The 12,716-nt window shown below is 55.9% G+C and carries 15 protein-coding genes; 13 read left to right on the top strand and 2 right to left on the bottom strand.

Annotated features, from left to right (window positions below; translation table 11 throughout):
- From rplR to gdhA, 8 genes are all read left to right on the top strand, one after another.
- Positions 1 to 345, top strand: a complete 345-nt coding sequence (gene rplR, locus J9777_RS06795; protein WP_209347979.1) for a 50S ribosomal protein L18 — start codon at positions 1 to 3, stop codon at positions 343 to 345.
- Positions 346 to 347: 2 nt separating this feature from the next.
- Positions 348 to 1,358, top strand: a complete 1,011-nt coding sequence (rpsE, locus tag J9777_RS14785) for a 30S ribosomal protein S5 (RefSeq protein ID WP_348631950.1) — start codon at positions 348 to 350, stop codon at positions 1,356 to 1,358.
- A 5-nt stretch (positions 1,359 to 1,363) separates the two neighbouring features.
- Entirely contained in the window at positions 1,364 to 1,549 is a 186-nt protein-coding gene (gene rpmD, locus J9777_RS06785; protein ID WP_209347978.1) for a 50S ribosomal protein L30, read from the top strand.
- Between the two features lie 101 nt (positions 1,550 to 1,650).
- Positions 1,651 to 2,214 carry a 50S ribosomal protein L15 gene (rplO, locus tag J9777_RS06780; protein WP_209347977.1) on the top strand — a complete coding sequence of 188 codons (564 nt, stop codon included), beginning with the start codon at positions 1,651 to 1,653 and terminating at the stop codon, positions 2,212 to 2,214.
- Positions 2,215 to 2,366: 152 nt separating this feature from the next.
- Positions 2,367 to 3,737 (top strand): preprotein translocase subunit SecY, encoded by a 1,371-nt coding sequence (secY, locus tag J9777_RS06775; protein ID WP_209347976.1) that lies wholly within the window; start codon positions 2,367 to 2,369, stop codon positions 3,735 to 3,737.
- Between the two features lie 71 nt (positions 3,738 to 3,808).
- On the top strand, positions 3,809 to 4,459 hold the full coding sequence (locus J9777_RS06770; RefSeq protein WP_209347975.1) for an adenylate kinase: 651 nt from the start codon (positions 3,809 to 3,811) through the stop codon (positions 4,457 to 4,459).
- A gap of 91 nt (positions 4,460 to 4,550) precedes the next feature.
- Positions 4,551 to 5,303, top strand: a complete 753-nt coding sequence (locus J9777_RS06765; protein ID WP_209347974.1) for an SRPBCC family protein — start codon at positions 4,551 to 4,553, stop codon at positions 5,301 to 5,303.
- Between the two features lie 166 nt (positions 5,304 to 5,469).
- On the top strand, positions 5,470 to 6,825 hold the full coding sequence (gdhA, locus tag J9777_RS06760) for an NADP-specific glutamate dehydrogenase (protein ID WP_209347973.1): 1,356 nt from the start codon (positions 5,470 to 5,472) through the stop codon (positions 6,823 to 6,825).
- 9 nt (positions 6,826 to 6,834) lie between these two features.
- Here gdhA and J9777_RS06755 read toward each other — a convergent pair whose 3' ends face one another.
- Positions 6,835 to 8,283, bottom strand: coding sequence for an H-type lectin domain-containing protein (locus J9777_RS06755; RefSeq protein WP_209347972.1), 1,449 nt, complete (start codon positions 8,281 to 8,283; stop codon positions 6,835 to 6,837).
- Between the two features lie 385 nt (positions 8,284 to 8,668).
- Here J9777_RS06755 and rpsM point away from each other — a divergent pair, with 385 nt between their 5' ends.
- The 4 genes from rpsM (at position 8,669) to rplQ (ending at position 11,152) form a co-directional block, all read left to right on the top strand.
- Positions 8,669 to 9,037 (top strand): 30S ribosomal protein S13, encoded by a 369-nt coding sequence (gene rpsM, locus J9777_RS06750; RefSeq protein ID WP_209347971.1) that lies wholly within the window; start codon positions 8,669 to 8,671, stop codon positions 9,035 to 9,037.
- A gap of 50 nt (positions 9,038 to 9,087) precedes the next feature.
- Positions 9,088 to 9,477, top strand: a complete 390-nt coding sequence (gene rpsK, locus J9777_RS06745; protein ID WP_209347970.1) for a 30S ribosomal protein S11 — start codon at positions 9,088 to 9,090, stop codon at positions 9,475 to 9,477.
- Between the two features lie 110 nt (positions 9,478 to 9,587).
- On the top strand, positions 9,588 to 10,643 hold the full coding sequence (locus tag J9777_RS06740; RefSeq protein WP_209347969.1) for a DNA-directed RNA polymerase subunit alpha: 1,056 nt from the start codon (positions 9,588 to 9,590) through the stop codon (positions 10,641 to 10,643).
- 86 nt (positions 10,644 to 10,729) lie between these two features.
- On the top strand, positions 10,730 to 11,152 hold the full coding sequence (gene rplQ, locus J9777_RS06735) for a 50S ribosomal protein L17 (RefSeq protein ID WP_209347968.1): 423 nt from the start codon (positions 10,730 to 10,732) through the stop codon (positions 11,150 to 11,152).
- An 81-nt stretch (positions 11,153 to 11,233) separates the two neighbouring features.
- Here the strand turns inward: rplQ and J9777_RS06730 are convergent, their stop codons facing one another.
- Positions 11,234 to 11,995 (bottom strand): hypothetical protein, encoded by a 762-nt coding sequence (locus J9777_RS06730; protein WP_209347967.1) that lies wholly within the window; start codon positions 11,993 to 11,995, stop codon positions 11,234 to 11,236.
- A gap of 131 nt (positions 11,996 to 12,126) precedes the next feature.
- On the opposite strand from J9777_RS06730, the gene J9777_RS06725 reads away from it, so the two are divergent.
- Positions 12,127 to 12,693 (top strand): MarR family transcriptional regulator, encoded by a 567-nt coding sequence (locus tag J9777_RS06725; RefSeq protein WP_245228528.1) that lies wholly within the window; start codon positions 12,127 to 12,129, stop codon positions 12,691 to 12,693.
- Positions 12,694 to 12,716: the final 23 nt, after the last annotated feature.

Below are 12,716 nucleotides of genomic sequence, written 5' to 3'. Positions count from 1 at the left end.
ATGGCTAAACTATCTCTCTTTGAACGCCGCCGTCGCCGTGTCCGCACGGCTTTGCGCAACCGCGCTGGCGATCGTCCCCGTTTGTCGGTGCACCGCACCGGCCGGCATCTCTATGCCCAGATCATCGACGACAAAGAAGGCCGCACTCTTGCAGCTGCTTCGACGCTTGGTGGCAAGAAATCGGGTGCGAATGTTGATGCTGCCCAAGCGGTCGGCAAAGACATCGCTGCTGCTGCCAAAAAGGCGGGCGTAACCACTGTCGTGTTCGATCGCGGCGGTTTCCTGTTCCATGGCCGCGTGAAAGCGCTGGCCGATGCCGCCCGTGAAGGCGGGCTGGAGTTCTGATCATGGCTGACGAAAAGAAAACTGACGACGCCAAGGTTGAGGAAACCAAGGCAGAAGAAACAAAAGCTGCTCCGAAAAAGGCTGCTGCCAAGAAAGCTCCGGCGAAAAAGGCACCTGCCAAGAAGGCTGCTCCGAAAGCTGAGAAAGCTGACGAGAAGAAGGCTGAGGAAAAAGCTCCTGCAAAGGAAGAAGCTGCTCCTGAAGCTAAAGCAGAAGAAGCTCCAAAGGCCGAAGCTGCTGCTAAAGAAGCACCCAAGGCTGAAGCTGCTCCGGAAGCAAAGGCTGAAGAGCCTGCTGCTGAAGGTGCAACACCTGCTGCAGACGCACCGCCTGCTCCAACCGAGCAAGCGCCTGCCGCTGCCGACGCTGCCCCTCGTGGTCGCGGTGGTCGTGGTGGACGTGACGGCGGCAACAACCGTGGCGGTGGACGTGGCCGTGGTGGTCGTGACAATCGTCGCGGTGGCCGGGACGAGCCTGATGATGGCATTGCTGAAAAGCTGGTCCACATCAATCGTGTCTCGAAAACGGTCAAGGGCGGTAAGCGCTTCGGTTTCGCAGCACTCGTCGTCGTTGGCGACGGTGCAGGCCGCGTAGGCTTTGGTAAGGGTAAGGCACGCGAAGTGCCTGAAGCCATCACCAAAGCAACCGCAGCTGCCAAGAAGAACATGATCCGTGTTGCGCTGAAAGAAGGCCGTACACTTCACCATGACGCCAAGGGCCGCTTCGGCGCTGGCAAGGTGGTCGTACGCACAGCACCTCCGGGTACCGGTATCATCGCCGGCGGTCCAATGCGTGCTGTCTTCGAAAGCCTGGGTGTTGCGGACGTTGTGACCAAGTCCAACGGTACGTCGAACCCATACAACATGATCCGCGCTACTTTTGATGCGCTGGCTAACCAAACTTCGCCGAAGTCGGTTGCTCAGCGTCGTGGCAAGAAGGTTGCAGACCTTCTCGGCCGAGGTGGCGCTAGCGAAGCAGAGGCTGAAGCCGATGCTGCAGCTGTAGCGGAGTAAGATAAATGGCTGCGAAGAAAACAATCAAGCTCAAGCAGATCGGTTCGCCGATCCGCCGTGACGAGAAGCAGCGCAAGATCCTGATCGGTCTTGGTCTGAACAAAATGCATAAGGTCGTTGAGCGTCAGGATACTCCTGAAGTTCGCGGTGCGATTGCCAAACTGCCGCACATGGTTGCGATAGTTGATTGACACGAATTGATTTGAATTGGGCGGCCCGGTGCAATACCGGGCTGCTTCCTATTAGCGCGAACCCCAGAACGGGGCTTTGAAAGCGAAAGCGAGTGCACATTATGAAACTTAACGATCTCAGAGATAATCCCGGCGCCCGTAAAGTGCGCACCCGTGTTGGCCGTGGTATCGGTTCCGGCAAGGGTAAGACTGCTGCACGCGGTCAAAAAGGTCAGAAAAGCCGCTCAGGCGTTTCGATCAAGGGTTTCGAAGGTGGTCAGATGCCGCTTCACATGCGGATCCCGAAGCGTGGTTTTAACAACCCGTTCGGCATGGACTACGCTGAAGTAAACATCGGCATGGTCCAGAAATTCATCGACGAGAAGAAGCTCGACGCCAAGAAAGACATCGATCACGCTGCGCTGAAAGCTGCTGGTCTCGCTAAAGGCGGAAAAGACGGTGTTCGTCTTCTCGGCAAGGGCGAAATCAAAGCCAAAGCGAAATTCATCGTCAACGGTGCGTCTAAGGGCGCTGTCGCTGCGGTCGAAAAGGCTGGCGGTTCGGTAGACATCCTTCCTAAGCCGAAGCACGATGGCGGCCAGGGCGACAAAGCGCCCAAAGGCAAAGCCTTCGAGCGAGCAGCTGCTGAAAAAGCCGTCGGAAAAGACGGCAAAAAGGCCAAATAATCTGGTTAAATTGCATTGATTGGGGAGCAAGGGGTTCGACATTGGGCACCTTGCTCCCTATGTATCCTGCTCAAACCGGTTCCTCGTGTTGAGGGCCTCCTATTGGAGGCGTGTTTTAGAGCAGCCGGAGCATGATTAGGATTTAAGTTTCCATGGCATCACGCGCCGATAATGTTGCGAGCAATCTAAGCCTCGCCAATTTCTCGAAAGCAACCGAGCTTAAGAGCCGTATCTGGTTCACGATCGGTGCGCTTGTCGTCTTCCGTTTCATGAGCTTTGTGCCGCTGCCAGGCATCAACCCTCAGGCTTTGGCGCAACTCGCCGAACTGACGCAGGGCGGCGTGACCGATCTGCTTAACGCCTTCACCGGCGGTAGTCTGGAGCGGATGAGCCTGATCGCGCTGGGCGTTATGCCTTACATTACCGCATCGATTGTGGTGCAAATGGCGTCTTCACTACATCCGGCATTGGCTGCATTGAAGAAAGAGGGCCAAACAGGCCGCCAGAAACTCAACCAATATACACGCTACGGCACCGTGTTCCTGTGTGCGATTCAAGGGTGGTTCCTCGCTGCAGGCCTGGAAGCATTCGGCGCGCAAAGCGGTATCGCTGCTGTGGTTGATCCCGGCTATACGTTCCGCGTTGGCGCGGTGATCAGTCTGGTCGGCGGTACCATGTTCCTGCTGTGGCTGGGTGAGCAGATTACCTCGCGCGGTATTGGCAATGGTGTCTCGCTGATCATTATGGCGGGTATCGTCGCCCAGTTCCCGACATTCGCTACAAACATGTTCGAAGGTAGCCGGACCGGCTCGATCGCTCCTGGCATTATCATCGGCTTCCTGCTGATGGTTGTAGTGTTGATCCTGCTGATCTGTTTTGTAGAGCGAGCGCAGCGACGTTTGCTTATCCAATATCCGAAGCGTGCGAGCGCAAAGGGTATGATGCAAGCGGATCGCTCGCACCTTCCTTTGAAGCTTAATACTGCTGGTGTTATCCCGCCGATCTTCGCAAGTTCATTGCTGCTGCTGCCGCTGACGATTACCCAATTTGCGGGCAACTCGCTCGACACGAGTTCGGGCGCTGGCGGCATCCTGCAAACCGTTCTGCAATATCTGCAACACGGTCAGCCACTCTACATGCTGCTCTATGCGGCGGGCATCATCTTCTTCTGCTTCTTCTACACCGCGGTTGTGTTCAACCCTGAGGAAACAGCGGATAATCTGAAGAAGAATGGCGGCTTCATTCCGGGTATCCGTCCGGGCAAGCGGACCGCAGATTATCTCGACTATGTTTTGACCCGTATCACGGTCGTCGGTGCGCTGTATTTGACCTTGGTCTGTGTGCTGCCCGAATATGTGATTGCGCAAACCGGCGTACCGCTGTTCCTTGGCGGCACCAGCTTGCTGATTGTGGTCAACGTGACTGTGGATACGATCAGTCAGGTCCAATCGCATTTGCTGGCGCACCAGTATGGTGATCTGATCAAGAAGGCCAAATTGAAGGGCCGTGGCCGGCCCCGCTAAGCATAAGGGCTGCTTGGCGGACCAGTTGGCGGATTGAACGAGATGAGTTTCGAGAATTAGGGGTTGCTGGCGTGAATATCATTCTTCTGGGACCTCCGGGTGCGGGCAAAGGCACGCAATCCGCGAATCTTGAAGCCAAGCACAATATGCGTCAGCTTTCGACCGGCGATATGCTGCGCGCTGCGGTGAAGGCACAGACACCCGTTGGCCTCGAAGCGAAAGCGGTCATGGAACGCGGTGATCTGGTCTCGGACGAAATCGTCTCTGCACTGATTAATGATGAGCTGGCCGCGATGGGCGATGATGTTGGAGCAATCTTTGATGGCTATCCACGCACCGCGGCGCAGGCCGCCGCTCTCGACGAAATTCTCGCCAAGCATGGCCGGACGCTTAATCATGTGATCGAGCTTGAAGTTGATGAGGACGCACTGGTTGACCGCATCACCGGGCGCTACACCTGCGCCAATTGCGGTACTGGCTACCATGATCGTCATGCGCAGCCTGAGGTCGAAGGTATTTGCGACAAATGCGGCTCGACTGAGTTCAAACGCCGTCCCGACGACAATGAAGAAACCGTCCGCAACCGAATGCAGGAATACCGCGCCAAAACTGCACCGATCCTGCCGATTTATGCCGAACGTGGCATTGTCACCGGTGTAGACGGCATGGCCAGCATTGACGAAGTGACTGAAGCGCTAGACGCCGTTCTCGCTTCAGACTGAGCCCAACTGGGGCAACTTCTTTTCATCCCTTTTCAAGCGCTCCTGTCCGTGGGATAGGAACGACCACGCGAGGATGGCAAAAGAGGTGAAGATGCGCAAATTTTCGATGGTGCTGGCAGGCTTAGCTGCTGCGGTTGCGCTTCCGGCTCAGGCGAAAGTTGTTGAGCTTGAGGAGAGCGCGTTTGTCACGCGCGATACCAAAGTCGTGTCGGCCGACCTGCGCGAAGCATGGCTTGCGCTAACCCAGCCGGGCTCTTGGTGGAATTCCGCACACACCTTCTCGGGCGACTCTGAAAACATGATGCTCACCCCGCAGGCGGGCGGCTGCTTTTGTGAACGTATTCCAGAGAACGACACCGCGAAGACGGTCGGTCTCGCAGGTAGCGTCAAACACATGTCCGTAATCCTTGCGATGCCGGATCAGGCGCTGCGGATGGAAGGCGCCTTGGGGCCGCTTCAGAGTGAGCCCGTCACCGCGATTTTGACCGTCACTCTTGCCAAAGCCGGCGATGGTACCCGCATTACGTTCGAGTATGCGGTTGGCGGGTATATGCGTTTTGAAGTGCCGGGCATTGCTCAGGCGGTTGATGGCGTGATGTCGCAGCAATTGGGCGGTCTCGCGGAACTATTGGGTGAGATCGAAGACCCGGATGCCAAGCCGGAACCTGAGTCCGCAGGACCCGAGGAAGAGGCCGCGCCCGAAGGCGAGGTCGAAGGACCAACCGACACGGAGGAGGCTTCCGGCGATGAAGCAGACGAGCCTTCAGACGAGGAGCCTGAAGCAAAGATCGAACCCAAGATCACCGTCGACGAGGCATTCGGCGATTTGGTCGAAGATCAATAAAAGCCTATTCAGTCCGCAGGGGTTGGCGGCAGCACAATCTCGGCTAGGATACGGCCAGCATAACGATGCGGCCTACTTTGTCGGACAGTTACAAGACGCTGCAACATGGGTCGCTAGAACACTGACGGGGCAAATTCGTCCCGAGCACCGCTGAGAGGGGGCGACCATGGCTGTATCTGACCACGTAGATCTTTCGACTTTTATGGAGGGCGTGAAGAAACGCAATCCCGGGCAAACCGAATTCACACAAGCGGTGCAAGAGGTTGCCCAAGACGTGTTCGGGTTCATTGCTGATAAGGAAGAATACCACTCCGCGCAGATACTTCGCCGTATGGCAGAGCCTGACCGCGTCCTATCGTTCCGCGTTTGCTGGGAAGATGATAATCACAACATTCGCGTCCAGCGCGGGTGGCGCGTTCAAAACAATAACGCAATCGGTCCTTACAAGGGCGGCATTCGCTTCCATCCGAGTGTAACCGAGAGTGTTCTAAAGTTCCTTGCGTTCGAGCAGACGTTTAAGAACGCGCTTACCGGCTTGCCCATGGGCGGCGGCAAAGGCGGTTCGAACTTCAACCCGCGCGGTAAGTCGGACAGCGAAGTCATGCGGTTCTGCCAGTCCTTTATGACTGAGCTTTACCGGCATATTGGCCCCGATACAGATGTTCCTGCTGGCGATATTGGCGTGGGCGGACGCGAAATCGGCTATATGTTTGGTCAGTACAAACGCATCACCAATCGTTGGGAAGGCGTGCTGACCGGTAAAGGCATCGAATATGGCGGCTCGCAAATGCGGCCAGAAGCGACCGGCTATGGCGCGGTGTATTTCCTTCGCAACATGCTCAAGCACCAAGGGCACGACGTTGAAGGCAAAACAGCGGTAATCTCTGGTTCGGGCAACGTTGCGACGCATGCTGCAGAGAAAGTTACCCAGCTTGGCGGCAAGGTTCTAACCTTGTCTGACTCGGGCGGCTTCATCCATGATCCTGACGGTATCTCGCAAGAGAAGATCGATTGGATCAAGCACCTGAAAACCGTAAAACGTGGCCGCATTAGCGAATATGTAGATGAATTCTCAAGCGCGTCTTACCATGAGGGCGAACGTCCTTGGGGCGTGACTTGCGATTTGGCCTTGCCATGCGCCACACAAAACGAACTCAACGAAGATGAAGCAAAGATGCTCGTCAAGAACGGCGTTCAGGGTGTTTCCGAAGGCGCGAATATGCCGACAACGCTGGAAGGCGTTCATGTCTTCCACGACGCTAAGATCATGTATGGTCCGGGCAAGGCTGCCAATGCCGGCGGTGTCGCGGTGTCAGGCCTCGAAATGAGCCAGAATGCAGAACGCATTAGCTGGAATGAAGAGCGTCTCGGCGAGATGCTGACCGAGCTGATGGAAGGCATCCACGGGAAATGCGTTGAATATGGCGATGATGGCAATGGCTATGTCGACTATGTGAAAGGCGCAAACATTGCGGGATTCAAGAAGGTCGCCGATGCTATGCTGGCGTTTGGAGTGGTCTAGCCAGCACGGTTATTTGATCTTTGCACGGAACCGGAAATCGAATTGCCTTGATCCAGTACCGGTGTTGCCTTCCATAAATCCGCTCGGGCGGATGCGGATATGCGTGATCAGCGGATCGGTACCGTCGCCCGAATCCATTGGTTCATGCGTGAAGTCTGACCCATCGGTCGAGAAATCGAAACAGTCCGTCATGCTGGTCGGTGAGCTGTAGCTGCACATTAGACCTGTGGCGGGAGAGCCGTCGGCAAATTGCACTGGCCCGGTTCCGGGGCCGCTGAAGTCGGACACGACCAACGCCAGTTCGATAGGCAATGCATCGATGGAAATCACGCTGTCATAGTTGGGCGGGGCGTTGCCGGTATTGGTTATCGTGATGAGATACTCAACTGTCGCTTCGGGCAGATTGAAATCACCGAAAGTCGATGTCGAGGAGAACCATGTCTTCACGACGGAAAGCTCGGCCGCTAGATCGGCGTGAAAAGCCTGCGAGAAGGCGATGATCGACGCGGATTCTGTTGTGTGCGCGCGTTCGGAATCGCGAACAGTATCCTCGTCGACTGTCAGGCCAATGGTGGCCGAGGACAAGCTACACCGCCGCAACCAACCACCATCACCGCCATCACGGCGATTTTTGGTCGCAACGACGATGGCAGAGGCGCTGGTCTGACCAAAACCGTTGGCGGTGCATCCATTATCCCAGCCGCGAATATTGTCCGCGCTGTTTACCGCACTCCAAGTGATCGTGTTGCTGGAGATGTCAGGAAAGGTGCCGGAGGAGCCAGCCGGGAATGCGATCCAACCGATTGTTTCGGCAGAAGGGATCGGGCCGCCATTGGCCTCGCTCCGTTCCAATGCAAGCTCGAAACCAGTGACGGAGAGATTGCGAATCGTAGCGGTAATGAAGGGGAGGGAAGGGACCGAGGCTACTGCCGCAGTCTCACTATTGGCCGTTTGTATCTGTGCAATGACGCTCGGCGTGCTGGGCAATGCTGGCGAAAATGTTGCCGCTCCCCAACTTCTTGGACCAGTCACCCCGTTGCCGTGCTGGACATTGGAAATGCTGCTCGTTCCGGCTTCTACGATCTGGCCACCGGGTAGCACATGACGTCCGGGCTCAATCGCAATGTAGTGAACTGTCATTGCGGCATGGGGACCGTCGGGGCTGGGCTCCAATGTAAGTTCATCGAAGCCGGTAGTTGTGATGTTTGTGATCCGTGTGACCGCCGGGTCGCTGCCGGAGTTGTCATTCAGCACGACCACAATTGGCGGCACGTCAAAGGTCTGCTGAAAACTGACCGTTCCAGGGGTGGGATCGACGTTAGTGGCGTGCGCGGTGAAGCTCCCCGCTTCAAAACGACCGGCCTGTGCAGGGCTGGCGAATGCGAGCGCCAGCAGGCACGCGAATAGTGCCGCCAGTGCGCCCTTGAGTGGGCTACGGCGAGATGCGTAGCTCCGCATACGGCAATTATTAGGGAAATATGGTAAACCGAACCTTACCAACCGCCTGAAAACACGGCGATAGGCCAGCCTATACACATCGGTTTTTGACCAATCGGCAAAGCTGCTTTAAACCCCTTGTATTCATTCGCGCAGCACCCATCTGGATGCTCGTTAGCGAAGTATGCGTATTTTGAGAGGGTTGTCTGTTGACGCAGGCAGCGAATCCTTTTATGCGCGCCCTTCATTCGTCAGTTTCGGGTAAATCCGGCAGGCCGCAGCCTTTGTGTGCCATCCGGATTTTTTGCGTTCTGCAAATACACGAATTTGGCAGTGAAATTGTAGCTATGAGATAGGGCACGGCGCCATTTGCGCTAAATCCCTGTGGAGCATGGAGAAATATTAAGTGGCTCGTATTGCCGGGGTAAACCTCCCCACAAATAAGCGCGTTATTATCGCGCTGACCTATATTCACGGAATTGGCCGCACAACGGCTGTTCAAATCGCTGACAAGCTCGGCATCGATCACACCCGTCGGGTGCAGGATCTGACTGACGCAGAAGTCGTCCAGATTCGCGAAACGATTGACGAAAGTCATCAGGTGGAAGGCGATCTTCGCCGCGACACCGCGATGAACATCAAGCGCCTGATGGATCTGCGGTCTTACCGCGGTCTTCGCCACCGTAACGGCCTGCCCGTTCGCGGTCAGCGTACCCACACAAACGCTCGTACCCGCAAGGGTAAGGCCAAGCCCATCGCGGGTAAGAAGAAGTAAGCGCTCTTCAGCAGCTTACACTCTTCTGACAAATATAGGACACCATTAACATGGCACGCGAAGCAGGTCGGGTTAGAAAACGCGACAAGAAAAACATCTCAAGCGGCGTTGCGCATATCAACGCCAGCTTCAACAACACAATGATCACCATCACCGATGCACAGGGCAATGCGATTAGCTGGTCCAGCGCCGGTATGATGGGTTTCAAAGGTAGTCGTAAATCGACACCTTATGCTGCTCAGGTCGCAGCAGATGATGCCGGCAAGAAGGCCGCCGAACACGGTGTCCGTACGCTGGAAGTCGAAGTGAAGGGTCCGGGTTCGGGCCGTGAAAGTGCACTGCGCGGTCTCGCCGCAGTTGGCTTTACGATCACTTCGATCCGCGACGTTACACCGATCCCGCACAACGGGGTTCGGCCGTCTAAACGTCGCCGCGTCTGATCTGAACTTGCCTGGCGATCCGCAGAGGTCGCCAAGTTTTTCCGGACCGGGCGTGTTGAGGTAGGCACTCAACGCTTCGGTCCAGCCCGCATTTGAACCAGGGGAATTTCATGTCCGTCAACACCAAGAACTGGCAGGAACTCAAGAAACCCAACACTCTCGAAATGAAGGAAGGCAGCGACAAGACTCGCAAGGCCACTTTCATTGCTGAACCGCTTGAGCGCGGTTTTGGCCTGACACTCGGTAACGCGCTGCGCCGCGTTCTGCTGTCGAGCCTGCAGGGTGCTGCAATTACATCAATCAAGATCGAGAACGTGCTGCACGAATTCTCGTCGCTTGCTGGCGTTCGTGAAGATGTCACCGACATCGTTTTGAACGTGAAGCAAATCGCACTTAAGATGGAAGGCGAAGGCCCTAAGCGCCTGCAACTTTCCGCAACTGGCCCTGCTGAAATCAAGGCTGGCGATATCGCTGTTTCGGGCGACATCGAAGTGATGAACAAAGACCTCGTGATCTGTCACCTTGATGAAGGCGCAACCTTCAACATGGAACTGACGGCGGACGTTGGCAGCGGTTATGTCCCGGCGGTTCAAAACCGTCCGGCTGACGCGCCAATCGGTCTTATCCCGGTCGACTCGCTGTACTCACCTGTCCGTCAGGTTAGCTACAAGGTCGAGAAAGCCCGTGTTGGTCAGGAACTCGACTTCGATAAGCTGTCACTGACTGTTGAAACTGACGGCACAGTCGCTCCTGAAGATGCTGTGGCTTACGCCGCACGTATTCTGCAGGATCAGCTGACCCTGTTCGTACACTTCGAAGACGGTATTCCGCAGCCACAGTCGGCAATGATCGGCCAAGCTGCTGCACCGCAAGAAGACGATGCGAACCAGCTCAACCGTTACCTTCTCAAGAAGGTCGACGAGTTGGAACTGTCGGTTCGCTCGGCAAACTGCCTCAAGAACGACAACATCATCTATATCGGCGATCTGGTCCAGAAGACCGAAGCCGAGATGCTGCGCACACCGAACTTCGGACGCAAGTCGCTCAACGAGATCAAAGAAGTGCTTTCGAGCATGGGTCTGCGTCTCGGCATGGACATCCCAGGATGGCCGCCTGAGAACATCGAAGAAATGGCCAAGAAGCTCGAGCAAGAACTACTGGGTTAATAATAGGGTATCGGCGGCGCACCCCAAAGCGCCGCCAGCACTGGGCTACCTCATACGGGCCCCTTACGAACTGAAGGAATATTCCAATGCGTCACGGACTTTCACAGCGCACGCTGAGCCGTAAATCGGGTCACCGTAAGGCTCTTTTCCGCAATATGTCGGCTGCTCTGATCAAGCACGAGCAGATCAAGACAACTTTGCCGAAGGCGAAAGAACTGCGTCCTTACATCGAGAAGCTGATTACGCTGGCAAAGCGTGGCGGCCTTTCGAACCGCCGTCTGGCTCAATCGCGTCTGCTCGACGAAACACAGTTGAAGAAGCTGTTTGACGTTCTGGCAGAGCGCTATGCTGACCGTGATGGTGGTTACACCCGCGTGATCAAGGCCGGCCTGCGCGGCAGCGACGCTGCACCGCTCGCAATCATCGAACTCGTCGACCGTGATGTCGACGCCAAGGGCCAAGACAGCGGCCCAGCGATGAACGAAGACGAAGAATTCGAAGACGCGTAAAAGCGACTTCAACCAGTCACCGAGTGGGCCGTGGGAGAGATCCTGCGGCCCTTTTCGTTAGTGACGATAGGGCAAGTGACCTTACAACCTGTCGCGAAGATCGTAGCTGCGTTCACTTGCGGGGATTTCGGCGATCAGTTTGTCGGCTTCTTGCCGAGCTTCGACATTGCCGGTGATCTTCGCGTGGTCAATCAATGTGACGGCCAAATCGCTCATCGCGCCATAATGCGTGTCGCGTTCGAACATCTTGGACTCATCGACCCGCAAGCGTCCTGCGTGGACATTGGCAATCGACCATTCTTCGGTTCGCGGGTCGTCGGTTTCCAAACCATGCTCCACCAGCATGTTGGTGCCAAACAGATATTCGGCGACCAGCAATCCATCTTGGCCTTCCGCAAAGACGATCTTCTGGTGTTCTAACGCTTTAAGCAAATGATCGATTTTGGCCGCAGTCAATGCGCTTCCATCGTCCGCATCCAGAGCCATCCAATGCTCTTTTTCGGCTGCATAATAATACCCGTTTGCAGCTTGCAGATGCATGTCGCGTTTGGATTCTTCGTCGAGGTTCATATGCTCGGCAAGAACCGTTTCGGCACTAGTGGCCGCCTCAAGAAATAGATCGCGAGCTACAGACTCATCGTCTGAAAGATCGTCGAAGCCCTGTTCAAAGAGTTTGCCGATCCGCTCGACGGCGTCTTCGAATTTCTCTGACGGTTCAGCAATGGCTTGTGGCGCAGGTTGTGCTGCTGGCTGCTCCGCTGCCTCTTCCTGCAATGGCTCTGCCGGTGGTTGCTGTGTCGCAATTGTGGCTGCGGCAGAGGTAAGTAGGAAAATTCGGCGCATGACACTCTCCCCCGATAGTGTTGGACAGGGCTGTATAATATTTGTGACGCAGAAGTTCCAGTCTGCGAACCGGCAGCGTTGCCATGCGGAGCAGTATTGACATTCAGCCGTTTATATCGGATATTTCTGTTATGACAGAAATCAATGTCGAGTCGCGTTTATCGCCTTCGGTTGCCAAGTTCGTGCTCCACTGGGGCGATCTGGGCAATCAGTGGGGCGTGAACCGCTCGGTCGCGCAAATTCACGCATTGCTGTTTATTTCTGACGATCCGCAAACCGCTGAGGATATCGCCGCGAAACTGTCGATGGCGCGCTCCAACGTATCGAACTCCCTACGCGAATTGTTGGGTTGGCGATTGATCCACCGCGTACCCATTCTGGGCGACCGCCGCGATCATTACGCAGCAGAGGCGGACATCTGGGAGATGGCAACCCGCATCGCCCAAGGCCGGAAAGAGCGTGAGATCGATCCTGCCGAACAGGCGCTGAAATCATGCCTCGCCGAAGCGCAACAGGACGATCAGGTAAGTGCTCAGGCGCGGGAGAAGCTCGAAGGTATGCTTGGCTTCGTATCCACGATGTCGCGCTGGCATGATGAGATGCTGCAGGTCCCCAAGCCAGCGCTATTGGCGCTGATCAGGATGGGTAGCGGCATAACGCGGCTGATCAATTGGGGAAGCAAGTCGAAAGAGAAATAGGCCTGCAGAAAAAGGAGCAGGAC

The organism is Pontixanthobacter sp. CEM42, from assembly GCF_017812015.1.
GTDB lineage: Bacteria > Pseudomonadota > Alphaproteobacteria > Sphingomonadales > Sphingomonadaceae > Pontixanthobacter.
Note: the sequence above shows the minus strand (reverse complement) of the source record. Positions and strands in the feature narration are given on the sequence as shown.